This is a genomic window from Dyella dinghuensis, from assembly GCF_003977615.1.
Taxonomy (GTDB): Bacteria; Pseudomonadota; Gammaproteobacteria; order Xanthomonadales; family Rhodanobacteraceae; genus Dyella_B; species Dyella_B dinghuensis.
In genome coordinates this window covers 17,134-39,304 of sequence record NZ_RYZR01000003.1, presented here as the reverse complement: position 1 = coordinate 39,304, position 22,171 = coordinate 17,134, and the positions used below count along the sequence as shown (strand labels likewise).

Below are 22,171 nucleotides of genomic sequence, written 5' to 3'. Positions count from 1 at the left end.
TGAACATCTCTCCTGCTCGCTCCAGGATAGCCCAGGACACCCTTCTTTAAAAAGTTTATTTGCCGCGGACTGGAAACGGAAAGCAGACTTAAGCCTATCGCGATAACACGACAATACTCCTGAATCGCTATCGTGCTCGGTTAAAGTCCACATTGAAACACTTTGTGGCACGATCTGTTGGTTGGACCGAAACCGCCATCACAGGCTAGACCTACCGATGTCGCATAAACCGTTCGTTGGCTTCCGACTCGACAGAAACATTCTCTAATGGTGATCCCTGGGATTGTTCACTTTCCAAGTATGGATGAACCGGCCTGTGAGGTTCTGCACCAATATCGGCGCTCAACCATGACAAGACAAGTTGCACACCCAGTATTAGTGGTAGGGCCGCCAGCATCACGGTACCCGCAGTAGCTGGCGGCCCAACCGTCGCTGATATCCACCAGTGTCGAAAGCCAAACAGCAGACCAAACGCCACGAGCGCACAGCCGAGGCACAGTTCTATAGAGGCGAGCGAAAAACTGCGTACAAAATAGCTATACACCACGCGTCGTCCCAGGTTGCGCAGGTTTCCACGTAGAAAAGGTCCGATGATTCGTAACGGCCTCAGGCTCGAGGGTTCACCCGAATATCGGGCCGGCATCGGCATTTCCACAATCACGGCCCGCAACTGATTGAGGTGATAAAGCATGTCCGACTCGAAGAAATAGCGTGGAGCGATGCCATCGAAATCCAATTCGGCCAACAGCGATCGATGGATTGCAGTAAATCCATTGGTTGGATCAAAAAGCTGCCAGTAGCCCGACGAAAGCTTCGTTAGAAACGATAGACCTGCGTTGCCCACGAGGCGAAGAGGCGGCATCCCTGCTGTATCGGAAAGGCGGTAAAAGCGATTGCCCTTCGCATAGTCTGCATGTCCTGACAGCAACGGGGCCGCCAAACGGCTAATTGAGGCCGGATCCATTTGCCCATCACCATCGAGTTTGACCACCACTTTGGCGGGTAGATTACGTGCCATCGCATATCCGGTCATGACAGCTCCTCCAACGCCACGATTTTTCGCATGACGCAACACTGTCACCCGTGGGTCCGAGCAATGCTTTTCTACGACGTCGCCGCTGCGTTCAGGGCATGCATCATCGACAACAATGATCCATCCAACTTCGGGTCCGATACGGTTGATCAGGGCAAGAAGTTGCGCGCTAACGCGATAGCAGGGAATGACCACGGCGATGGGCGACTGCGAATGTTCATTCATGGCATGCGGTAGACCCAGCGTCGAGATATCCAAAAACTGACTACAGCCAACGTTGCCTCGATCAACAACTTAGCGAGCCATGAGCCATGCAAACTCGAGTGAATAGTGATCGTGCTGACTAAACCGGTGCTTAGCGCAGTCATAAACAACCACAAAATCAAATAGCGCGCGAGACGCCGCGCGCTGAGATGCGCCGAGAAAGTCCAGCGACCGTTCGCCACGAATCCCATCAACGCACCGACGAAGCGCGCCGTTACATTCGCCATGGGTGTGTTCAAACCCCATGCCGTCAGCACTACGAATACCATCCAATCGGTAACAACCAGAGAGAGGCCGATGAGCAGGAAGGTCATGCCCTGACGAGCCCATAGCGTATTGCCCGCAACCGAACGCGACAGAGTTGCTTTCATGGCGTTACCCAACCTAACAAGCGACGCTGCCAGTGCCAGGCCAAGTCGCGCTCGGCCGTCAGATCACTGCGTAAGCTCACCGTTGCCTTATCCACCTGCAAAGGAATAGCAACCAGCCGTGACTGTGTCGCCGTTATGGTGAAACCGACTACCTTCGCGGAAACGGCCTCTTCGAACGATGAATGGGCAGCGCCTAGCAGCCCGCACGAGATATTCTCGGAACGCGTCTTATGGACACTGTCCTCTTGCGTCACGTCCCAACGGATCTCGATGGGCGTTGTCCCTGTTTTGCATCTAACGTTCAGATCAGCGCTCACGAGCGTGGCGCCTGGAGGGGCCGAGGAAGTATCAAACGTTACCGCAACAGTCTCAGGTGACGCCCGTGACTCGACACCCATCTGGTACCAATGCAGAGCCCACAGGTCAAAATCACCCACCGTCGAAACACGGACTCCTCGCGCCTGCGACAGCGCCGTCTTAAGCGCAGACGTATAATCGTCCTGATGGACAACGATGAGGTTGGCGCCGGTCCGATCGAACACACGCGCCCATTGCACACCATCGGTACGAACGTCGGCATTCCACGCCATTTGCACCAGTTCATTGTCGTACCAGCTGGTTACAAAGGCCGTCCCTGCTAGCTCTGCGGCATATGGATACCGACGATCCACGAGCAACGTCCGTGCCGAGGCGCCATAACCTTCGCGAATGATCGCGGCGATTCGGCGTGTCGGCGCATAAGAATTGAGGACTTTTAGCTCCCCATGCGCCCATAAATCTTTCAATACGCCCCCATAAAGTTGCCAACTGCCATTGGCAACGAACGCGAGGTTACTCAGGACTAGCAGCGCCACGGCAGTAAGTACTGCACGATTCTCGTGTTGCCGGAGGTCAATCGAAGGAATGCCGCAGAACATAGCCGGCAAGAGCAACGCCATAGCTGGCTGTACGTATCGTACATATTGAATCTGAGTCAAAGGCAATACGAAAGCAGTGCTAGCCACCAAGGCCAGTGGCCGTACGCGTGGCATTGTGATCGCGATGAGCAGGCTGCCGCCTAGAGCGAGTGGCACAAAGCCCAGCGATCCATCTGCTCCTTCGAAATAATGCGAGGTATGAAAGATCAGGTCCCAAAGAAACCAAACATGAAGACCTGTTTCATAGGTGGTATCTCGAAAATTAATGGGAAGGTAATACTGCGAATGGAAATAGCCATTGAACAATGGCAGCACGGGGTTGCCTGCCAGTACGTATCCATAGCTATAGCTCGATCCAGCGACGACGATCGCCGCCGCCATCGCGATAGGAACGGTTCGCCAGGGTATGTGTGCTTGCCATCGCCAAAGCAGCCAAAGCCCAAGCGGCCCCGCGATCAAGACGTTACTTGCTTTCAGGCCGAGCAGTAGCCCGCCGAGTAGCCCTGCCATCATCAGAGACCGGCGATCCGGCACCAGGTCACGCTGTATCAGCCATGCGAGAGCCACGGCTACAGCGGCCGTAGGACCTTCGGTTTGCATGCCAGTGAGCGTGTCTGCCGTTAGCGGCACACTTGCGTAAAGAGCAAGCATCAGCCAACGCGCAGAGGGACTCAGTTGAAGGGTCTCACCTAAATTCCACAGCATTCCGAGCGTGAGAGTCAGCCACATGCTGTCCACTGCTCCGCGCGCCTCGGTCTTCGCAACGAGTTGCGCGATGCCCTGGATTACGTCGCCTGCCCACGGTGCTACCGCCCACAATTGCGACCCCGCATCCATGCGGTAATAGCCCAGTGTTTGCAGCTGATAAGGCAGCCCGAGGTGATAGGCCAGATCATCAAAATGAATGGTCGGCGTCCAAGCACAGGTCGAAACCATACCTATTGCCATCACGGCCAACGCTGCCGAGCCCGGTGCAACGTCTATCGCTTGCACCCATGATGCAGGCCATGACTGCATCGTCGCCGCGATTGCGTGCCAGCGGACAACGCAGATGCCGATCAGGATTGATAGATACGCCGAATGCGTATGAATCGGGAGAGGTAGCGTCCACCCTACCAGCCCCGTTATAACCGACAGGCCCACGAGTAATGCAAAAGGCGCGGGGCGCATCGAGGTGTGAGGGACCACCAAACTACCGATACCAATGGCGGAGGAACCGATTAACAGACTTGAAATCAGCGGTGCGATGCCCGCATAGCATACGAGTGCAACGATCCACGACACTGCCAACCCAGTAGCGAGCCGACATCTAAGTAGACGTCGAAGAGCGTAGGCAAAGGCCAGCGCGACCAACGCCAGCTCCACAAGGAATTCATCTGCGGAATAAGGAATCTTCAGCCACATCCTCGACCATAAAACCCCGCACACAACCAATACGACACCGGCCCAGAAAAACCCCGTGGATGCCACACGGTAATGAGCCGGCGCTATCTGCAATGACATAGGTTCGTTACTGACCAGAATTAGCGCTGCCCAATGCCGCACCTTTACGAATCGCTCGAAGACACGCCGTGGCGTCGTTTGCATTGGGGGCAACATCGGTACCCGACCGCTGCGCACGCACGATACTGGGCGTTGCAACGACGGCGACGGTGGCGGCTAAGCCGAGTTTCCAGAAGGCACGTTTCATCTAATTTGAACCCCTGGGAGACGTGTTAATTACCCTGCCCGATCACCGACGCTTGCCGGTAAAGATGCCGCTAACGCTTGCGGCCATAGCTTCCTCCAGAGCTTAAGCGTGCCGTCAGCATCGTCTCCGATTGAAATATATTCAATCGAAACACCTGACGTTTTTCACTCATGATCTAAATACGTCACGAACCCGTGGTGCGATGCATTGAAGGAGTGATGGGCACATCAGCTTCGATGCCACGATCCGGCGTCCGCGCATTCAATTACTGAGAAATGCGCCTAGAGCCACGGGCCCGTTGATGTAGAACACGCGGCATGCACCGATTAGCGTCAAACTCGGCCCCGAGTCCCCGATACGGACCGTCGCTGAACGCCTTCTATCGAGGAGGTCAATCGTCGCGCAGGTCGACTCGCCTAGGTCTTAATTGCGCTCGCGTGTATTGCTCCATTGCCCGTGGAAGGAAGGAGCATAGGATTCAGATCACTCTGACTATGGCTAAGCGCCGCGCTTGCAGGCCCATCTCTTCCAAGCCCGAAAGCCAATTGAAGCTGGAGCCACTCATCGATAATCACGAGACGGAGCGGCATGGCGCGTAGTACATGCTTTTTCCCAACTAGTCGGCGTGAGACCAACCCTGCGCTCTCAAGCATTTTTACGTGCTTTGACGCCGCGGGGAAAGTCACCTTATGGAGAGATGCAAGCTCGGTGATGTTGCGTCCCTGAACAGCCAGGCTGAGTAGCATCGCACGACGTGTCGGGTCGGCCAGGACATGGAAAAGACAATCTAGCGGCGACCGTTCCTTGCGCGCAGGCGAATTATTCATGAGTTATTGTCATGCATATTGAATAACCGAAATCATCCGGACAATGCGCTGGATCTCGTCCCATACCATCTCATCGTCGCCCTCTACAATGACGTCATAGGCAGTGCGCCCTCCGAATACTTTCTGGTGGGAGCACAGCCACCTGGCTGCTTTTCTTGAATCGCCAAAATGTTGCAACAGCAACGCTGCGGGAGTGACGTAGCGCTTCTCAAAAACGCTGAATGCGTCCGTGATGATCTGTTCGCGTGCGGCCTGGAGTCTTTCCAGCTCCTTAGAAACTTGTGCGAGATAGGTATGATCTGTGCGAACCTTATTTCCGCTCTTTACCCCAATAATCTGGGCGGTATATTTGAGATTGTCTTTCCGAACTGGCGCGGCTTTCATTGCCTCGCTCCTACTTGAATGAAAATTAGGGAGGTGATGGCCTCCCTTCTGTGGGAATCGAAGAGGTCCGCTCCAGGCTGACTGGTAGCAACCGAGCGGGATACAACTAACCTAGTGCCTTGCACCAAACGATGAGAGATACGGCCTTCTCGAGTAATTCTCATGTCGCTGATCACTTTTCTAAATGCAGTATGCAACTCGATGTAGATATTCGCCGTTGGCACCAATTGAGTAGTGCGTCCTGTTTCCATCAAGAAGCTTCGGCCAAGAGCAGAACACTAGATGTAACTGATCGATACATGATGCATTTAATGGAGAGATTCCAAAACATGACGCACGCTTCCGTCAAGCGCCCAATGCTCTTTCCATCATTCGATTTAACCATAATTGATTCAATACATATCAAACTTCTTCATGCCGTAATTTGTCGACCGCATAGGGGCATCTGACGATTTTTGATCAGCACAATCCAGTCATAGCGTGGATTGAACCCCTGCATATTGGGACGTCAGTCGGGAAGAAGGGCTACCGCTCTCGTCCAGCCCGCGCTTGCGGCCCGGATTTTTGCCGGAAAGCAAATGACGATGAAACCATTCGCCGGTAGTTGTTCGAGATTGTGCAGTTTCTCAATCTGACAATAGCCAACATCGCGTCCGGCTTTGTGCCCTTCCCAAATCAGGCTCGCATCATCGGTTTCCGCAAAACGTTTGGCCGTATGACTGAAAGGTGCATCCCAACTCCACCCATCAGTGCCCACGACTCGCACGCCTTTGTAGGCAAGGTGGAGTGTCGCATCGCGCCCCATGCCGCAGCCGCTGTGAACATAATCCGGGTGACCATACCGCTCGCCTGCCCGTGTATTGATCAAAACGATCTCAAGGGGCTTAAGTATGTGACCGATGCGTGCAAGTTCGGCATCAATTTCAGCGGGTGTCACAACATGACCATCAGGGAGGTGGCGAAAGTCGAGCTTTACGCCAGGCTGCATGAACCACTCAAGCGGTACCTCATCAATGGCGATAGCACGCTTTCCATGATCCATGGTGGGGTGGTAATGCCATGGCGCGTCAATGTGCGTGCCATTATGAGTGGATAAGGTAATCGTTTCGACGGCCCAACCCAGTCCTTCCGGCAACCGATCCTCAGTCATGCCAGGAAACGATGCCACTACATCCTTAGCCGATTCCTTGTGTGTCGTATACGTTATCGATGGGCGTAAGAAGGGTGGATCGGAAATCGTTTCATTGTCGAGTGTGATGGAAATATCGATCAGTTTGCTCATACTTCTTTCTCCGTGTTCGAGAGATCCGACTTAGCCTTCAATGCGACCGCGGACCTCACCAAACCCAATGGACACAAAGCCCTTACGATGGCACTTACCCGTGAAGACGACTTCGTCGCCGTTTTCAAGAAACCCTCGCTGCTCTCCGTTTGGTAGGTGCACGGGCTTCATGCCGCCGAAGGTCAGTTCCAACATGCTGCTGAGCTGATCCACTGTTGGACCGGAAATTGTGCCAGTGCCTATTAGATCTCCAGCCTCCAAGTTGCAGCCGCCAACCGTGTGGTGCGCGAGCATTTGCGCGGGCGTCCAATAGAGATGACGCGCGTTCGACTGCAATATTTCCACCGAAGTTTCGTTTTCTCGATGCATCTTCGCCGTTTGCAGTCCCACCGACAGGGCGATGTCGATACCACCGATACGCTGATCTGCTGTATCTAACAGATAATTCAGCGGTGCCGGATCATCATTACCACGCGACATGGCAGGTACGCGAAACGGCAGTAACGCATCGGCAAGAACGACCCATGGAGAGACCATCGTTCCAAAGTTCTTACTTAAGAACGGACCGAGCGGAAACATCTCCCAACGCTGTATGTCGCGTGCGGACCAATCGTTGAGCAGGCAATAACCGATGATGTGGCGATGAGCTTCTCCGATCTCTATTGGTTCGCCTAGAGCATTGCCGGCACCGACGTAGAATCCCATCTCCAGCTCGAAGTCCAATCGCTCACTTGCACCGAAGTTCGGTTTTCCTCCTGGAGTGGAAGGTGGTTGTTGCCCAAGCGGTCGGCGAACCATTCCACCGCTAGCACGAACGGACGAAGCGCGCCCGTGATAGCCAATTGGCACCCACTTATAGTTGGCAGGAAGCGGATCTTCCGGAATCAGCAGTGCACCCGCGGTACGTGCGTGATAAATGCCGGCGTAAAAGTCGGTGTAATTGCCAACATGCACAGGTAGATGCATCGTGCATTTGCTCCGATCATGCAAAAGCACTTCGCGGGCTGCCTGTGCGTGTTCTCGCAACGCTCCGCGACGATCCAGCAACGCACTGACTTGCCAACGCAGCTCTCTGAGAGGCCTATGACCCAGTGCGAAGAGTTCATTTAGCAGGCAACTTTTGGCGGCTTCAGCGGCCTTCGCGGCGTCACCAGTCAGCCAACCTCTCGCATGCGCGACGCTAATATCGAAGATAGAATCGCCGATCGCCATTCCCGCGCGGAGTTGACCGCTTCGCCCGCTAAAAATCCCAATTGGCAAATTTTGGATAGGAAAATCACTATCCGGATCATTTGCGCTTTCGACCCAGCTTCTACGGTTTGGGTCATGTGTATCATCAAGATGGATCATGACTGCGATTCCTACAATATCCCTGTATGAGAGAAGTCTTCTTTCAGACAATCTTTGCGGCTTTGAGCGAGTCAGTCTCGGCCGCCTTGTCTTCGGGCCGCTCGGCAAAAAAGCAGCACGACATCGTTGCTATCGATATGAACGCAGCGAAGATCCATGCACTGGGATAACCCCAGGTCGCGGCGATTTTCCCGAACAGTGACGGTACGAGTACGCCACCGATAGCTGCGATGGTAAGCATCAGGCCACAAGCAGTTGGCACATCGGAGAGATGAAGGCTGTGTCGATAAAGTCCCGGTACCGCGATCCATCCTACGAAGCCAAGAATGGCGGTCGAACCGATGATTGCGGCGGCAACATACAAGCCTGACATCCCCAAGAACGGGATCATCAACAGCGCCGCGCTCTCGATCAACCAAGCACCGATAAGCGTCGGTAAGATGCCGAACAATTTATCCGCCAGCCAACCACCAACGAAAGAGCCCGGAATACCACTGACTAGCAAGATAACGCCAATGCCACCCGCTTCGACCGGACTAAGTCCGAGATGTTGCTGAGCGTAGGTCGGAAGCAATTCCGCTGCGGTGAAATAGCCACCGTAACCGCCCAGGAAACTGAGGCCAAGGATCCACAGATCACGATTTCCGAAAACACGCTTTAATGATGCGCGATCAAGGTGGCTGCCTTGAATGGACCTCGCATTTACGCCGGGAGGTTTCGGGAACGCTATCAGCATCGCTATAAAGGTTACCGCTCCAATCGCAGCACCGATCAGCAGTGCGTTTCGCCAACCAAAGTGCACGACCACGCCATCCCACGCATAAAGACCCAACGCGGCACCCACCGTGAATGCCACTCCAGTAATCAACCCATTCGCCGTTACCAACTCATGATCACGAAACCAGGCTGTGGTCAGGCCAATAGCACTTCCGATATAGACAGATCCGCCAACGCCGCAAATGAAACGTGCCACGAGCATCGCCAAATACGAATCAGCGTTCGACGAAAGAATCTCGCCAAACGTTTCCACTGCGATGCCGAAGAGCATGGCGAAACGCATACCAAACGCCTCAGCCAGCATGCCCCCTGGAATATGGGCTAATCCATAGCCTGCAATGAAGACACCCACGATCGTCCCAAGCTGAGGAAGCGTGAGATGAAGCTCCGCAATTAGGTGCCCAAATGTCGGCACGATGTTGAACCAGTTCAGAGTGAACTGCAGGAACGAGAAAAAGATGATCGTCAGCGCGAGCCATCGGTTATTCATGTTCTGTCCTCCCATTAGATTCTGAATGAGACCGTGGCGAGGGCGAACGATACGTTGACGTCGTTACGCGTTCGAACGTTCTGCAAATAACGCAGGGTCACTTTAGCTTTGCCGAAATCGTAGGCGACCAACGGACCGACAAGCACGTGCTCGAAGCGATTACCATCACCGACGACTGCACCGTACTGACGGTCATCAGTAAACTGACGGGAGTAATTACCAATCGCACCGAAAGTCCAATTGCCGACCGTCTTGGTGGCTGTCAGATCCATGTAATAGGCATTTCCAGATAGATAATCGGTTGCTGGATTGCGCTTGTTGATATCGACAATGTTGTTGATGGTGAAGTCCCAACCGTTGTGCAAATAGCTAACGGCCCACATTGGTTCGAACGTCCAATAGTCGTTCGCGTAGCTCGTCTGTAACGCCTTACCTCCCAGATAGTGGTAGTCGCCACCCGGTATGTAGACGGACAAACTCGTCGACGTGAAAAACCCGTTACCGAGATTCCACGACAAGATCATCGGGGTAATGATCGGATTGAAGAAGCCCGTTGATCTCGATCGATAACCACCCAACGAGGTAGTGTCTACGTTGTGTTGGTTGTAGAAAAAGATCACATTGGCGGCGTATTCCGCACCCAGAAGATGCCAACCAGGCACCCAAACAAACAGCGATGTATTCGTGTAATTGCGCAGCTTTAGCGGAACGCCTTTGCCTTGGCCGTCTTTTAGTGAATTACCGTTCGTGGTGTAGAACGTATCGGAATAGTAAAAGCCCGGTGGAGGCAATGCGCCAATAGGAACGCCGGTCGTCGCACCAGGTAGATAAGGACTGGCATTTTCATTTGCGGTCGCGCAGCGCGACCACGCGAACGAGGCCGCCAGCGTAATGGCGAACATCGAAATATTGATTTTTCGGGATGATGCTCGCATAGACACCTCAACTCTAGGCTGTGATTAAGCGCCGAACGTGTGAGCGCTCGGGTTGGCATCGATTCGATTGACGTTACGTCTGATAAGGCTTGGTGAGGCACAAGGCGTTGAAGCGCCTCCGCTAATCACCGCGCACAACATTTGAGTCAGCGCGAAGGCGCTACGTGCGCCGTAAGAAGCTGATGGCTAGTCGATGGCGCCCCTGTCTGCGGCACGTACTCGCCGATCGTTATCTCGCTCCGGCAGTGAAGCGCATCTTTGTTTTTCCTGGTATGCAAAGATCTCTTGTACAAAGCGAGCCAGAGCATCGCGAATCGCGACGGCCACGTCGGCGTTGGTGATGACACCTTCGGCAACGATGTCGTCAATATGGCGGAGCGCAAGGTGGTGTTGTGGCCCGATTTCAGTCGAAAAACTCGAGAGCATGCGACTGAGTTGCATCTGGGCATCGACACCTCCGTCATCGCCCGTTGAAAATGAGCAAATAAACACAGGCTTTCGCAGGAGACAGCTCCGCTCCAACCGTTGCGAAAGCCACCGCACAGCATTTCTCAACGTATTGGGTAGTCCATTGTTTTCTTGAGGTGTGACGATAAGGACCGCATCGCTATCCCGGATCGACGCGCGTACCTCACACATGTCTGAGGAACTGGCGACCTTATCCAAATACGGTATGTAGTATGGAAAGTTCTCAATATCCATGATCGACATATCCGCGTCTGGTGGGAGTAGTCCACCTAGGGTTCGCAATAAAGCGCCAGACCATGCCTCATCGCCGAGGGAGTCGGTGATCCCCACTAAATTTAGAGTGACATTCATGGATTACTCCTACCTGCAACGGATTACTGAATCGGTGGTGATCCGTTGAAGCACCTCATCGCATTTGGTTGATACGTTCGCGTAGCCACGGCGGACTACGGACGCATCATGCGCAGGTGAATCGGAGAGCAGAAGATAGACAAGCTGGAAGGCATGCTTCCGATTTACGAAACATTGGTTAGCACCAATGCAGAATCGCTACGCATCAAGCGAGTGCGATTTCAATACATACATCTGGCTTAGGGAGAGCCACTAATACGTTCAACAAGGAAATCGATGAATACCCGAACACGGGGGGGCAGATGAGCACGCGTCGGATAGGCGATGTAGAGGTTGATCTCATCACATGAGTAAGGCTTAAGCAGCTCAATGAGCCTTCCCTCCGCCAGATCCTCTTCGATATCCCATAGCGCCCGCGTGGCGACACCGCAGCCAGCCAATGCCCAACCGCGCACAACTTCGGTGTTGTCACAACACAGCGAGCCATGAACTTGGATCTCGCGCTCTTTGCCATCCTCCTGGAAGGGCCACCGATCGTAGACATGGCGTCCAAACATCAGCAGGATGCACTCGTGCGACAGGAGATCATCCGGCTTCTCAGGTGTGCCGTGCGCGGCGAGATACTCCGGCGAAGCGCATATCACCCCGCGGCTTGCCAGCAATAAACGCACGACCATGCTTCCATCTGTGGGTTTATTCCAGAGCACGCCTATATCCAAATCGCTTCCCAGCACATCGATGGGTGAGTCGGTCAGCGCTAATTCGACGGATACCCGTGGGTATTTTCGCGTGAAGTCGGCAATCAAAGGGCCAAAGCGGCGGCGGCCGATCTCCATGGGGGCACCAACACGAATGTGCCCCTGCGGGATCGCAATACTGGCGCTTACTTGCGATGTCAGGTCATCCAAGTCGTTCAGGATGGCGATTCCACGCTCGTACAAAAGGCTCCCCTCCTCCGTGAGCTTGAAGTGCCTTGTCCCGCGGTCGATAAGGCGAACGCCCAATCGCTCTTCCATTGCCATAAGGCGCCGACTCATGGAGGGCAATGAGCTATGCAACCGTCGAGCCGCTTCAGACAGGCTACCCGCCGCGACGATGCGGACAAATAAACGGAGGTCACTGAGTTCGTCAGTCATGGCCAGCCTTCCACTTTCGTAAAGGATACATTCCTTCGCTGCCGTCTACCGACATTTCGGGCGCGTTTCCATACTTTGGGGGCATCTGGCGCTGATATTCGCGCGATCACCACATCCGAAAGGAATGCCGACATGACTACCACTGCAGCCGCGATCCGGACGGAGAAAAGCTCACGCAGTCGCAATATTGAGCAATTCAACGAGGAGTCCAAGCAAGTCCCTAGCATTCGTAAGCGTGCGATTCTGGGCCTACTCGGAGCTATATTGGTGATCGGCCCTGTCATCGGCGGTTATTGCAGCGACAATTTCAGGCCGCAGTCAATCATTTGCGTCGAAGTGCTATCCGCAAGCGCTATGTTTGCGATGTGGCGGTACTCGTCCGAAGGCGCGCCGCTCTCATTCGATCTGTTTCGCCGTGGTGACGGGGCTGGCATGGCGACCCTCCCTATCGTCCTCTGCGCGCTCGAAACGTTGCTTGAAGAAGGCGAAACGGACGGCTGGCTCGGTTCAACCTTCATTCTGCGCTTGAGCATCGTGGCCGTGGAAATCGTCGCCATAATCGCCTTTGTGATGGTAACACTCGTTCGTAAACAACAACTGATGCATCTTCGGCTCTTAGTACGACGAAATTTTTGCCTTGGGACGCTCACGAATATCTTCTTCGGATTATCCATGTACGGATGGGTTTACATCATCCCGCTCGTTATCGCGGTCGTATCCATGGTCACGGCACGCAGCAGATCAGTAGCGTAATGATCTGGATCGGCTTGCCTCGGCTGTTCTGCCTTCGGTTGACACCGAAGGATATGACTTACATCGATCCATGCAAGCTTGTACTGATCGGCTATTTGCCGTGCGTCGTCCGGCGTGTCGATCTGCGACTAAATCTTGCGCGAAGCCATCGATGGAAATTTCGGCGTCCGTATCATGGTTTGCATAGCGATGGCGAACTCAGGGCTGCTTTGCCGTGTCCGCAATAATGAGTTCTAGCGCTGCGGCCGCTTCAGAAACGGAAGGCTGTCGATCAATGACGTATTCCAAGACACCCAGATCAGGTAAGTCTCCGGCGAGAGGTATAAGGCCCTCAGGGATGACGTAGCCCGCAAAAGCACTAATACCTAATCCCGCCGATACCGCAGCCTGGATCACTACGATGCTGCTACTTACAACTGCTACGCGGTACGGACGGCCTGCAGCTTTTAGCGTTTCGAAAATACGCGTGCGTGTGACGCTTGGTTCAGGATGAACGACAAGTGGAAGAATGGATTCATTCCCCATCAACGACGAGTTGGGACTACCACACCAATAGAGCCGTTCACGACTCACTACGTAACCACGCTGGCTGCCGCTTAAGCGCTTTGCGAACACAAGATCATGCTTATTTTCGTCAAGTTCTCGAAACAAATCGCCACTCAAACCCGTGCTTATGACTAGCTCCACGTCAGGGTTACGCTGGACGAAGCTGGCTAAACCCTGCGCTAACCGAGAGGAGGCAAAATCTTCCGGAAGCCCTAAGCGCACAGTCCCATTCAGCGGTGGTCCGCAAACGGTCGTCATGGCTTCGTCCATAAGTTTCAAAATCTGCAACGCGTAACGATGCAATGCCTCGCCATGACGGGATAGCCGCACATTGCGCGTATCGCGCTCAAACAGCGGAACCCCTACTAAATCTTCGAGCCTGCGAATGTGCTGACTGACCGTAGACTGCGAAAGAGATATGCGCTCGGAGGCAACCGTGAAGTTTGCCGTATCAGCCACGATGACAAAGCTGCGGAGAAGTTCGGTGGGCAACGGTCGCATCGTAAATTCCTCTAAATCACCGCTAATAACTTCATAAATCGACAGAGAACCATGGATTAGGCTCTCTCTACCGAGCGCGCAGCATAGCGCATCGCGCCGACCCGACCTGCCCCTCAAGGACTACTCAGATGAAAAGCAAATTAATCAAGCGCTCACTGTTATCAATCGCACTCCTCGCGGGAGTGATTGGGGCACAGGCTTTCGCGATGACGGCATCACCCGTTCACAACATTGTGCTGGTTCACGGTGCCTGGGTTAATGGCAGCGGGTGGAAGCCGGTTTATGACATCCTGGTCAAAGACGGCTACCACGTTTCCATTGCCGAACACCCGCTCACGTCCTTCAGCGACGACGTGACGGCCGTAAAGCGAATCGTCGACATGCAGAACGGCCCAACCATCCTCGTCGGTCATAGCTACGGCGGGGCGATCATTACAGATGTTGGCAATGATCCGAAGGTGGTTGGACTGGTCTATATCGCCGCGCATGCGCTCGATCAGGGCGAAACCGAAGTAGCCAACGGCAAGCGCTTCCCGAACGCAACCAGCAAAACCATGGACGTGAAGAAGACCGCAGATGGCTTTCTGTATCTGGAGCCGTCCCGTTATCCGGCCGACTTCGCCGCGGATCTGCCATTAAAACAGGCCGAGTTCGAAGCGAATGCGCAAGAGTTGACGGCTGCATCGGTATTCAACGTACCGGCCGGTCAACCTGCATGGAAGACCAAGCCCAGCTGGTACGCCGTGGCGATGGACGATCGCATCATCAATCCGGATCTGGAGCGGATGTACGCCAAGCGTGCGCACAGCACCACGATCGAGGTGCCCGGTGCCAGCCACTCCGTGTACGAATCGCATCCGAAAGAAGTCGCAGCGTTGATCGAAGAAGCCGCCACGCATGCGGTGCCGTAAATAACGGTGTCGCGCTGGTGACGGCGGATGCAAATAGCGACGAGCTGAACGGCGCCATTCCACTGTCGATCTGAAATGTTATCGCTTCCCGTTGGAGGCGACGTGATTCGAATAAGCGGAGAAATTCCGATGACTACCTGGGACAACGCGCAACGTCTGCGCGAATCGAGAAAACGTGCAGGAGCACTCTATGCGCGAGGCAAGCGCGTCGAGAAGAAGGACGCCACAGCGTTGCTGGAGGCCGTCATTCAGCCCGGCGATCGCGTCTGCCTGGAAGGCGATAACCAAAAGCAGGCCGATCTTTTGGCAGTAGCGCTAGCTGCGGTAAATAAAGAGAAAATCCATGACTTGCACATGGTGCAATCGGGGGTTGTGCTTCCCGAACATCTGGATCTCTTCGAGCTGGGTATCGCGAAGCGTCTGGATTATGCCTATTCAGGACCGCAATCCCAGCGCATTGCCAAACTGCTCTTCGGCGGCAAGATCGAGCTTGGTGCAGTACACACGTATTTGGAACTGTTCGCGCGCTATTACGTCGATCTCACTCCGCAAGTGGCGCTGATTGCCGCCGTCAGCGCCGACCGCGAAGGCAATCTCTATACCGGTCCGAACACCGAAGACACACCCGCCATCGTCGAAGCCACGGCCTTCAAGGACGGCATCGTCATCGCGCAAGTGAATGAGATTGTCGACAAACTTCCGCGCGTCGATATCCCCGGTGACTGGGTGGACTTTGTTATCGAGAGCGGCAAACCGTTTTATGTGGAACCGTTGTTTACCCGCGATCCTGGCGCCATTACCGAAACACAGATTCTCACCGCGATGCTGGCCATCAAGGGCATTTACGCGCCTTACGGTGTGCAGCGCCTCAATCACGGCATCGGCTTCAACACCGCCGCGATCGAGTTGTTGTTGCCGACCTACGCCGAGCGCCTCGGGCTGAAAGGAAAAATAGCGAGCCATTGGGCGCTCAATCCACATCCCACATTGATCCCCGCGATCGAATCGGGCTGGGTGAAGCAGGTCCACAGTTTTGGTTCGGAAGTCGGCATGGACGACTACATACGTGCTCGTCCGGACGTCTTTTTCACCGGGCCCGATGGGTCGTTGCGTTCCAATCGCGCGTTCTCGCAAGTCGCGGGCCTGTATGCGTGCGACATGTTTATCGGTTCCACGCTGCAGATCGATTTGCAGGGCAACTCATCGACGGTCACCGCCGATCGCGTGGCGGGCTTTGGCGGTGCACCGAACATGGGCAGCGATGCACGCGGCCGGCGTCATCCCAGCCAGCCTTGGTTGCAGGCGGGCAAGGAAGCCGATCCCGATAGTCCGGCAGCTTTGCGTCGAGGACGCAAGCTGGTCGTGCAAATCGGTGAAACATTCGGCGACAAGAATGTACCGCTATTCGTGGAACACCTCGACGCGCTCAAACTCGCGACAAAACTCGATCTCGATCTTGCGCCAGTGATGGTCTATGGCGATGACGTGACCCACATCGTGACCGAAGAAGGCATTGCCAATCTGCTGCTATGTCGAAACAACGATGAGCGTGAACACGCCATCCGCGGCGTCGCCGGTTATACCAACGTAGGGCGGGGGCGCGACAAGAAACTGGTGCAGCAATTGAGAGAACGCGGCGTGATTCGACGTCCGGAAGATCTTGGCATCGATCCGCTAGATGCCGATAGGCGTTTGTTGGCCGCACGTTCGATCAAGGACCTGGTTCGCTGGTCCGGCGATTTGTACGCACCGCCTTCCAAATTCCGTAATTGGTGAGGAGACACGTCATGGAAACATTGAACTATAGAGCGAATGCGCCGCAGCGTGCGAAGGGCTCAAAGCGCCAGGTCATCGTCGGCGTCGTGGCCTCCGGCAACTTGGAAGTGCTGGCAGAACGCGTACTTCCAGATAGCGAGTGCGAGGTAGACATCCGCACTGCTGCCGAAGGCTTTGGTGAGGTCTGGCAGGCGGTGGTTGCCGACTTTGTTGAACGCCGTTCCCCTGGCGGCCTGAAGTTTTCCATCAATGACGGCGGCGCTCGACCCGACACGGTCGCGTTGCGATTGGCGCAAGCCGTCAGCGCTATCGAAGGAGAGCGCACATGATTATTATCGCCTCGGACAAAGCACTGCCCCCTAACAACACGTCTGCATCAACCGATAGCTGGTACGAGTCATCGGCCAGACAGCGAGTGGAAAATCTTCTCGACGCAAATAGTTTCAACGAATTCATCGGTCCGGAATTGCGTGAGACAAGTCCGCATCTGCCACTGTTCGACCTACCGGAACAATTCGACGACGGAATGATTGTTGGTTATGGTCGACTTGATGGAATCCCCGTTCTCGTTGCCGCACAAGAGGGCCGTTTCATGGGTGGCGCGTTTGGGGAGATACACGGCGCCAAGCTGACTGGATTGCTGCGCGCCGCTCGGGACATCGCTTGGTTACCGGTGCTTATCTTGTTCGATACCGGTGGCGTTCGCCTGCAGGAAGCCAACGCGGGCGAATTGGCGATTGCCGAAATCATGCGGGCCTTGATCGAGGCGCGTTTTGCAGGCATTCCGGTCGTGGGATTAGTGGGTGGCCGTGCGGGATGCTACGGCGGTGGCGGCCTGATAGCCGGTTGTTGTTCGGCGCTGGCGGTATCGGAACAGGGACGCATCAGCGTCTCCGGCCCAGAAGTGATCGAAACGAATCGCGGTCTGGAAGAGTTCGACTCCAAGGATCGCGCACTCGTGTGGCGCACCATGGGAGGCAAACATCGGCGCCTAATTGGTGGTGCGGAAGTATTCGCGGACGACACCGTTGCAAGTTTTCGTGATGCGGCCCGATTTCTCATCAAGCATGCGCCGAGTATGAGTCTCGAAATGCTGGAGGCGGAGCAATTTCGGCTCACTCAGCGCATTGAGCAATTTGGCACGTGCGCGGATGCCGCCGACATTTGGCGATCACTGGGGGCGACTAAACCGCAAAGCATTCCTGCGTTGCCCCATCCGGATTTCGTCGCTCTCGCTAATGACCTTCAGGAGCCTCATTATGTTGCTCGATAAAATACTTGAATCCCTTTTCCCAAGCGGGCACACCGTCCTTGTGGCGTGTGGTTTGATCTTCGGGCGCGGCGCGCTCGCGGATGGTGATTCGATTGCCGTCATCGGTGTCGATGGCCGAATCCCGATTGGCGTAGACGAAGCCGCACTGCTTTCCGGTCATGTACTGGACGTCATCAAGTCAGGCGGCAACGAGCCAATCCTGATCTTGATCGACAGCGACAGTCAGCGCATGAGCAAGCGCGACGAGCTGCTTGGCCTCAACGAGTTTCTGGCGCATCTGGCGAAGTGCCTGATTCTCGCGAACAAGCTTGGCCATCGCACCATTGGATTGCTTTACGGTCACACCGCCGCAGGTGCTTTCATTGCCACGGCGCTGGCGACACAGACTTTGCTCGCGCTTCCTGGTGCTGAGCCGGCAGTGATGGATCTGCCATCGATGTCGCGCGTGACCAAGCTATCCATCGAAGTACTGCAGGAAAAGGCCAAATCCACGCCCGTTTTTGCGCCGGGTCTGGACAACCTGGCGCAGACCGGTGCGGTAGCGATCACGCTGGACCCCGATCGTTCGCTCGCCCATCAATTGACGAGTGTGCTGTCGCAGCCGGTCGAGCGCGAAGACTCACGCGACAAACTTGGCAAGGAACGCAACGGTCGTCCGAAAGCTGCAGACATCGCCAAGCGTGTCTATGAACTTGCCCGCGCCTCCGTCTAACCAGAAGCTGCAACGGCATCAGCTGGTGCGCGTGCTTCCCGCGGCATGGGATGCATGGCTCGCGTCGCGGGATGACCTGGCCAATGAGCCCTTGCTCAGCGACTGGGTACGTCGCGGTTGGCCACTCATCGTGCGGCGACCCTCACCGGGCGACAGTACAGGGTTACCGCTGGGCTTGCCGCTTCCGCCTTCGGCGGGCAAACGCCGCATCGCGATACAGATGCGGGCCGAAAACATCGTTGCGTCGGAACCATTGCCTACCTTGGCTGATTGTTTCGATACAGCGCCGTCCGCCTGGCAGCCGTGCATGCGGCAATTGCTGGCGCTCGCCAAGAAGGACGGTGTGCAGGCGCGCGTGTTCGGCAGTCTGGCGTGGCAGCGGTTGACTGGCCTGGAGTACCTGAGTCCGCGCTCCGACCTCGACATCATTTGGACACTTCCAAGTCTCGATGTCATCCACATGTTTCTCGCCGATCTCGCTGAGATCGAATCGCACGCTCCGATGCGGCTGGACGGTGAATTGGTACGCACCGACGGCGCAGGCGTGAACTGGCGTGAATTGCATGCCGCTGCCTCAGAGTTGGTACTCAAGACGGCCACTGACGTGATTCTGTGTCCGCGTGAATCTTTTATGGGAACTTCGTCATGAATTCGCGCGCCTCCGCAATACCGAATGTTTCGGTCGACAACAGTCCGCGTGTTCGTTCTTTTCAGGAGCGTATCGCAGCACTGGCCGAACGCTGCCTACGATTGGAAATCGAAACGTGGCCCAAGCCTGGCCTCGTGAGTCATATCGATACAGGAAGCCACACCGACATGGATGCGGATATGTTTCGGCGAAGCGCATCCGTCCTTCGACCTTATTTTGCAGAAATGGTCGGCGCGGGCATGCGTGACGAGTCAATGTCGATACTGCGCAAGATCGGCTTGCGTGCTGAACGTGCCATGCTCCATGCAACTGGTGGCGTGAATACACATCGCGGCGCGATCTTCGGCATGGGATTGCTTTGCGCTGCTGTCGGCTTGCGCGAAGGCGGTCACGCCGATTCGCAAACGCCGTTAGGCCTCAACGTAAGCCGTCGATGGGGTAAGGAGATCCTTGCTGGACCACGACTTCCCGATAGTCACGGCGAAATGGCCGGATCGCGCTATGGCGCGGGAGGCGCGCGGCAAGAAGCAGCTCAAGGATTTCCCTGTGTCTATCAGATCGGGCTGCCTGCGTTGCACGACGCGGCTCGCTTGGCACCGGGCAATCCTGAAGCGGTACGCGTTCAGGCATGTTTTGCACTGATCGCTGTCCTCGAAGACACCAACCTTTTGCATCGTGGCGGCTTGGATGGCCTGCGCTTTGCACAACAAGCAGCACAAGACTTTCTCGACCAAGGCGGTGTCGGACATACGGATTGGCTTGGCCGTGCCGAAGCCATCCATCAGGCGTTTATCGAACGTCGACTCAGTCCGGGCGGTGCAGCGGATCTTCTTGCCATGAGCCTCTTCGTCATGGAGCTGGAAGAGGAAGTCGTGCTGTGATCAACATCATTCTGATGGCACTCGCGCCGATTTTCTTTGTACTTCTGCTCGGCTATTTTGCCGGCAAGTATCACGTTGTCGATAACACCCATGTCGGCTCGCTCAATACAGTCGTCATGAGCTATGCGATCCCTGCGTCGCTGTTTGTGGCCACTGCCGTGACACCCGCGCAGGCCATGCTCGCGCAATGGCCGGTATTGGTCATCCTTGGGAGCGCGATGATGTTGCTCTATCCGCTCTGGTACCTTTTGCAACGACGTGCGCTACGAAGATCGGCAAGTGAGGCCGCATTGCAGGCATTGACAGTGTCCTTGCCCAATTACGCGGCGGCAGGTTTGTCTGTCGCGATAGCGTTGCTCGGTCCTGGCCACGTGGTACCGGTGGCCGTGGCGATTGCGGCCGGATCGTTGCTTCCATCGCCTGTAACGCTCGCATTGCTTGAACTATCTGTAGTCAAGCAAAATGGTAGTGCTCTGATGCGGGGTGCACGTGCCATGGGGCGCGCGCTTATTAAACCAATAGTGCTGGCGCCGGTTATCGGCACGCTCTTTTCGTTATTGAGCGTGACACTCTCGCCAATAGCCATCGCCTCATTTCGACAGATTGGTCAAGCCGCCGGCGGATTGGCACTATTTGTCACTGGGCTGATTTTATCGGCACAGCACTTTCGCTTGAGTTGGAATGTAGCGTTGGCAACTATTGTCGCCAATATCTTCCAGCCGTTACTGGCCTTTCTGATTGCCCATCTGCTGGGCGCTCCGACTGCCGCTATGAAGGTAAGTGTAATGATGGCGGCGCTGCCATCGGGCTTCTTCGGCATTCTGTTTGGATCCGGCTATGGTCAGGCCTCGGAAGAGTCCGGCTCCACGGTGATTGCTAGCACTGTGGTATCTATGTTTACCCTCGCATTGGCAATCGCCTGGCTCTACGGATAACGGAAGATACGTCGTGACGCTCGCTATTCTTTGCTCCGGGCAAGGCAGCCAACACGCCGACATGTTCGATCTGACGGGTGATGCCCCGCAAGCTGCTGCGCTCTTTGCGCATGCCTCGGAATTACTGTGCCAGGATCCACGTTCGTTGGTAAAGCGCGCCGAACGCGAAGTTCTTCATGCCAATCGGACTGCACAGTTGCTGTGCACGCTACAAGCGCTGTCTGCCGCCGCACTACTCGATGATGCGCTTCCGAAGCGACGTTGCGTAGCAGGTTATAGCGTGGGCGAGGTAGCGGCATGGGGTGTCGCGGGTTTGATAGGTGCAAGAGAAACACTCGATCTTGTCGCCGTGCGTGCCAGTGCGATGGATGCGGCGAGTCACGGCGACGAAAGCATGCTGTTCATTCGAGGATTGGGGAAGGCGAGCATCGAGCAACTGTGCGCAGGCCGCGAAGCAGCCATCGCGATCTGCAATCCGGCCGACGCGTGGGTGTTGGGTGGTCGACGTGCAGCGCTGGAAACCATCGCGAAAGAGGCGCGTCGCCTCGGCGCTGCGCGAGTTGTACCCGTTCCTGTAAAGGTACCTTCGCATACCTACTTGCTAGCAGGCGCATCTGTCGCCTTCGGTCATGATTTGGCGGACATCCGTCTTCGAGCTTCGCCAACGGTGGGTACTCGCCTATTCAGCGGCATCGATGGCGATGCCGTACTGGACGCGAAGAACGATGTGAACAAGTTGGCCTTGCAGATATCCCAACCCATCCAATGGGCACGATGCCTGGATGCTTGCGTCGAAGCCGGTGCCATCGCCTTTCTGGAACTCGGTCCCGGTCGCGCGCTCGCAGAAATAGCCGCCGGTGCGTATCCCCATATCCCTGCACGCAGCATCGACGACTTTCGTTCCGTGCAGGGTGCGCTCGATTGGCTGTCGAGGATTGCTTAAACGAGCACGATCACGG

The 22,171-nt window shown here is 55.5% G+C and carries 23 protein-coding genes; 10 read left to right on the top strand and 13 right to left on the bottom strand.

Annotation, left to right across the window (positions count from 1 at the left end; all coding sequences use genetic code 11):
- Positions 1 to 211 precede the first annotated feature (211 nt).
- The 12 genes from EKH79_RS03360 to EKH79_RS03305 all read right to left on the bottom strand — a co-directional run bounded on the left by EKH79_RS03360 (position 212) and on the right by EKH79_RS03305 (position 12,275).
- Positions 212 to 1,258, bottom strand: a complete 1,047-nt coding sequence (locus EKH79_RS03360; protein WP_126672392.1) for a glycosyltransferase family 2 protein — start codon at positions 1,256 to 1,258, stop codon at positions 212 to 214.
- Positions 1,255 to 1,668: a GtrA family protein gene (locus tag EKH79_RS03355; protein WP_126672391.1), complete on the bottom strand. Its 414-nt coding sequence runs from the start codon at positions 1,666 to 1,668 to the stop codon at positions 1,255 to 1,257. The genes EKH79_RS03360 and EKH79_RS03355 overlap by 4 nt, the downstream gene beginning before the upstream one ends.
- Positions 1,665 to 3,989 carry a hypothetical protein gene (locus EKH79_RS03350; protein WP_126672390.1) on the bottom strand — a complete coding sequence of 775 codons (2,325 nt, stop codon included), beginning with the start codon at positions 3,987 to 3,989 and terminating at the stop codon, positions 1,665 to 1,667. Before EKH79_RS03350 ends, EKH79_RS03355 begins: the two co-directional genes overlap by 4 nt.
- A 106-nt stretch (positions 3,990 to 4,095) precedes the next feature.
- On the bottom strand, positions 4,096 to 4,275 hold the full coding sequence (locus tag EKH79_RS03345) for a hypothetical protein (protein ID WP_126672389.1): 180 nt from the start codon (positions 4,273 to 4,275) through the stop codon (positions 4,096 to 4,098).
- Positions 4,276 to 4,691: 416 nt separating this feature from the next.
- Positions 4,692 to 5,102 carry an ArsR/SmtB family transcription factor gene (locus tag EKH79_RS19175; protein ID WP_126672388.1) on the bottom strand — a complete coding sequence of 137 codons (411 nt, stop codon included), beginning with the start codon at positions 5,100 to 5,102 and terminating at the stop codon, positions 4,692 to 4,694.
- 9 nt (positions 5,103 to 5,111) lie between these two features.
- Positions 5,112 to 5,486 (bottom strand): antitoxin Xre/MbcA/ParS toxin-binding domain-containing protein, encoded by a 375-nt coding sequence (locus tag EKH79_RS03335; RefSeq protein WP_126672387.1) that lies wholly within the window; start codon positions 5,484 to 5,486, stop codon positions 5,112 to 5,114.
- Between the two features lie 508 nt (positions 5,487 to 5,994).
- The gene (locus tag EKH79_RS03330) at positions 5,995 to 6,768 is read right to left on the bottom strand and encodes a cyclase family protein (RefSeq protein WP_126672386.1); all 774 of its coding nucleotides are present in this window, start codon (positions 6,766 to 6,768) and stop codon (positions 5,995 to 5,997) included.
- Positions 6,769 to 6,798: 30 nt separating this feature from the next.
- Complete coding sequence (fahA, locus tag EKH79_RS03325; RefSeq protein ID WP_126672385.1) at positions 6,799 to 8,118, bottom strand: fumarylacetoacetase; 1,320 nt, start codon at positions 8,116 to 8,118, stop codon at positions 6,799 to 6,801.
- Between the two features lie 43 nt (positions 8,119 to 8,161).
- Complete coding sequence (locus EKH79_RS03320) at positions 8,162 to 9,385, bottom strand: MFS transporter (RefSeq protein ID WP_158621181.1); 1,224 nt, start codon at positions 9,383 to 9,385, stop codon at positions 8,162 to 8,164.
- Between the two features lie 14 nt (positions 9,386 to 9,399).
- A complete protein-coding gene (locus tag EKH79_RS03315; protein WP_126672383.1) occupies positions 9,400 to 10,320 on the bottom strand; it encodes a SphA family protein in 921 nt (306 codons plus the stop codon).
- Between the two features lie 186 nt (positions 10,321 to 10,506).
- Entirely contained in the window at positions 10,507 to 11,139 is a 633-nt protein-coding gene (locus EKH79_RS03310; RefSeq protein ID WP_126672382.1) for an NADPH-dependent FMN reductase, read from the bottom strand.
- Between the two features lie 239 nt (positions 11,140 to 11,378).
- Positions 11,379 to 12,275 (bottom strand): LysR family transcriptional regulator, encoded by an 897-nt coding sequence (locus EKH79_RS03305; RefSeq protein ID WP_126672381.1) that lies wholly within the window; start codon positions 12,273 to 12,275, stop codon positions 11,379 to 11,381.
- 132 nt (positions 12,276 to 12,407) lie between these two features.
- Between EKH79_RS03305 and EKH79_RS03300 the strand changes: the two genes are divergently transcribed.
- Positions 12,408 to 13,028, top strand: a complete 621-nt coding sequence (locus EKH79_RS03300) for an efflux MFS transporter permease (RefSeq protein WP_126672380.1) — start codon at positions 12,408 to 12,410, stop codon at positions 13,026 to 13,028.
- A gap of 198 nt (positions 13,029 to 13,226) precedes the next feature.
- On the opposite strand, the gene EKH79_RS03295 is transcribed toward EKH79_RS03300, so the two are convergent.
- Positions 13,227 to 14,075: a LysR family transcriptional regulator gene (locus EKH79_RS03295; protein WP_126672379.1), complete on the bottom strand. Its 849-nt coding sequence runs from the start codon at positions 14,073 to 14,075 to the stop codon at positions 13,227 to 13,229.
- Positions 14,076 to 14,281: 206 nt separating this feature from the next.
- On the opposite strand from EKH79_RS03295, the gene EKH79_RS03290 reads away from it, so the two are divergent.
- From EKH79_RS03290 to mdcH, 9 genes are all read left to right on the top strand, one after another.
- A complete protein-coding gene (locus tag EKH79_RS03290) occupies positions 14,282 to 14,986 on the top strand; it encodes an alpha/beta hydrolase (RefSeq protein ID WP_233590166.1) in 705 nt (234 codons plus the stop codon).
- 129 nt (positions 14,987 to 15,115) lie between these two features.
- Complete coding sequence (gene mdcA / locus EKH79_RS03285; protein WP_126672377.1) at positions 15,116 to 16,762, top strand: malonate decarboxylase subunit alpha; 1,647 nt, start codon at positions 15,116 to 15,118, stop codon at positions 16,760 to 16,762.
- Positions 16,763 to 16,773: 11 nt separating this feature from the next.
- Complete coding sequence (gene mdcC / locus EKH79_RS03280; protein ID WP_126672376.1) at positions 16,774 to 17,091, top strand: malonate decarboxylase acyl carrier protein; 318 nt, start codon at positions 16,774 to 16,776, stop codon at positions 17,089 to 17,091.
- Positions 17,088 to 18,035, top strand: coding sequence for a biotin-independent malonate decarboxylase subunit beta (locus tag EKH79_RS03275; RefSeq protein ID WP_126672375.1), 948 nt, complete (start codon positions 17,088 to 17,090; stop codon positions 18,033 to 18,035). Before mdcC ends, EKH79_RS03275 begins: the two co-directional genes overlap by 4 nt.
- On the top strand, positions 18,022 to 18,747 hold the full coding sequence (gene mdcE / locus EKH79_RS03270) for a biotin-independent malonate decarboxylase subunit gamma (protein WP_126672374.1): 726 nt from the start codon (positions 18,022 to 18,024) through the stop codon (positions 18,745 to 18,747). The genes EKH79_RS03275 and mdcE overlap by 14 nt, the downstream gene beginning before the upstream one ends.
- Positions 18,722 to 19,396 (top strand): malonate decarboxylase holo-[acyl-carrier-protein] synthase, encoded by a 675-nt coding sequence (mdcG, locus tag EKH79_RS03265; RefSeq protein ID WP_126672373.1) that lies wholly within the window; start codon positions 18,722 to 18,724, stop codon positions 19,394 to 19,396. Before mdcE ends, mdcG begins: the two co-directional genes overlap by 26 nt.
- Entirely contained in the window at positions 19,393 to 20,277 is an 885-nt protein-coding gene (gene mdcB / locus EKH79_RS03260; RefSeq protein WP_126672372.1) for a triphosphoribosyl-dephospho-CoA synthase MdcB, read from the top strand. Before mdcG ends, mdcB begins: the two co-directional genes overlap by 4 nt.
- Positions 20,274 to 21,212, top strand: a complete 939-nt coding sequence (locus tag EKH79_RS03255; RefSeq protein WP_199754115.1) for an AEC family transporter — start codon at positions 20,274 to 20,276, stop codon at positions 21,210 to 21,212. Before mdcB ends, EKH79_RS03255 begins: the two co-directional genes overlap by 4 nt.
- A 13-nt stretch (positions 21,213 to 21,225) precedes the next feature.
- Entirely contained in the window at positions 21,226 to 22,155 is a 930-nt protein-coding gene (gene mdcH / locus EKH79_RS03250) for a malonate decarboxylase subunit epsilon (protein ID WP_126672371.1), read from the top strand.
- Positions 22,156 to 22,171 lie beyond the last annotated feature (16 nt).

What these genes read in the sequence shown, in the direction of transcription:
- EKH79_RS03315 (WP_126672383.1), bottom strand. Translation starts at nt 10,320, where the DNA reads ATGCGAGCATCATCCCGAAAAATCAATATTTCGATGTTCGCCATTACG.
- fahA (WP_126672385.1), bottom strand. Translation starts at nt 8,118, where the DNA reads ATGATCCATCTTGATGATACACATGACCCAAACCGTAGAAGCTGGGTC.
- EKH79_RS03330 (WP_126672386.1), bottom strand. Translation starts at nt 6,768, where the DNA reads ATGAGCAAACTGATCGATATTTCCATCACACTCGACAATGAAACGATT.
- EKH79_RS03335 (WP_126672387.1), bottom strand. Translation starts at nt 5,486, where the DNA reads ATGAAAGCCGCGCCAGTTCGGAAAGACAATCTCAAATATACCGCCCAG.
- EKH79_RS03350 (WP_126672390.1), bottom strand. Translation starts at nt 3,989, where the DNA reads ATGTGGCTGAAGATTCCTTATTCCGCAGATGAATTCCTTGTGGAGCTG.
- EKH79_RS03305 (WP_126672381.1), bottom strand. Translation starts at nt 12,275, where the DNA reads ATGACTGACGAACTCAGTGACCTCCGTTTATTTGTCCGCATCGTCGCG.
- EKH79_RS03355 (WP_126672391.1), bottom strand. Translation starts at nt 1,668, where the DNA reads ATGAAAGCAACTCTGTCGCGTTCGGTTGCGGGCAATACGCTATGGGCT.
- mdcE (WP_126672374.1), top strand. Translation starts at nt 18,022, where the DNA reads ATGTTGCTCGATAAAATACTTGAATCCCTTTTCCCAAGCGGGCACACC.
- EKH79_RS19175 (WP_126672388.1), bottom strand. Translation starts at nt 5,102, where the DNA reads ATGAATAATTCGCCTGCGCGCAAGGAACGGTCGCCGCTAGATTGTCTT.
- EKH79_RS03310 (WP_126672382.1), bottom strand. Translation starts at nt 11,139, where the DNA reads ATGAATGTCACTCTAAATTTAGTGGGGATCACCGACTCCCTCGGCGAT.
- EKH79_RS03275 (WP_126672375.1), top strand. Translation starts at nt 17,088, where the DNA reads ATGATTATTATCGCCTCGGACAAAGCACTGCCCCCTAACAACACGTCT.
- mdcA (WP_126672377.1), top strand. Translation starts at nt 15,116, where the DNA reads ATGACTACCTGGGACAACGCGCAACGTCTGCGCGAATCGAGAAAACGT.
- mdcB (WP_126672372.1), top strand. Translation starts at nt 19,393, where the DNA reads ATGAATTCGCGCGCCTCCGCAATACCGAATGTTTCGGTCGACAACAGT.
- EKH79_RS03290 (WP_233590166.1), top strand. Translation starts at nt 14,282, where the DNA reads ATGACGGCATCACCCGTTCACAACATTGTGCTGGTTCACGGTGCCTGG.
- EKH79_RS03295 (WP_126672379.1), bottom strand. Translation starts at nt 14,075, where the DNA reads ATGCGACCGTTGCCCACCGAACTTCTCCGCAGCTTTGTCATCGTGGCT.
- EKH79_RS03320 (WP_158621181.1), bottom strand. Translation starts at nt 9,385, where the DNA reads ATGAATAACCGATGGCTCGCGCTGACGATCATCTTTTTCTCGTTCCTG.
- EKH79_RS03360 (WP_126672392.1), bottom strand. Translation starts at nt 1,258, where the DNA reads ATGAATGAACATTCGCAGTCGCCCATCGCCGTGGTCATTCCCTGCTAT.
- EKH79_RS03300 (WP_126672380.1), top strand. Translation starts at nt 12,408, where the DNA reads ATGACTACCACTGCAGCCGCGATCCGGACGGAGAAAAGCTCACGCAGT.
- mdcG (WP_126672373.1), top strand. Translation starts at nt 18,722, where the DNA reads ATGAACTTGCCCGCGCCTCCGTCTAACCAGAAGCTGCAACGGCATCAG.
- EKH79_RS03345 (WP_126672389.1), bottom strand. Translation starts at nt 4,275, where the DNA reads ATGAAACGTGCCTTCTGGAAACTCGGCTTAGCCGCCACCGTCGCCGTC.
- mdcC (WP_126672376.1), top strand. Translation starts at nt 16,774, where the DNA reads ATGGAAACATTGAACTATAGAGCGAATGCGCCGCAGCGTGCGAAGGGC.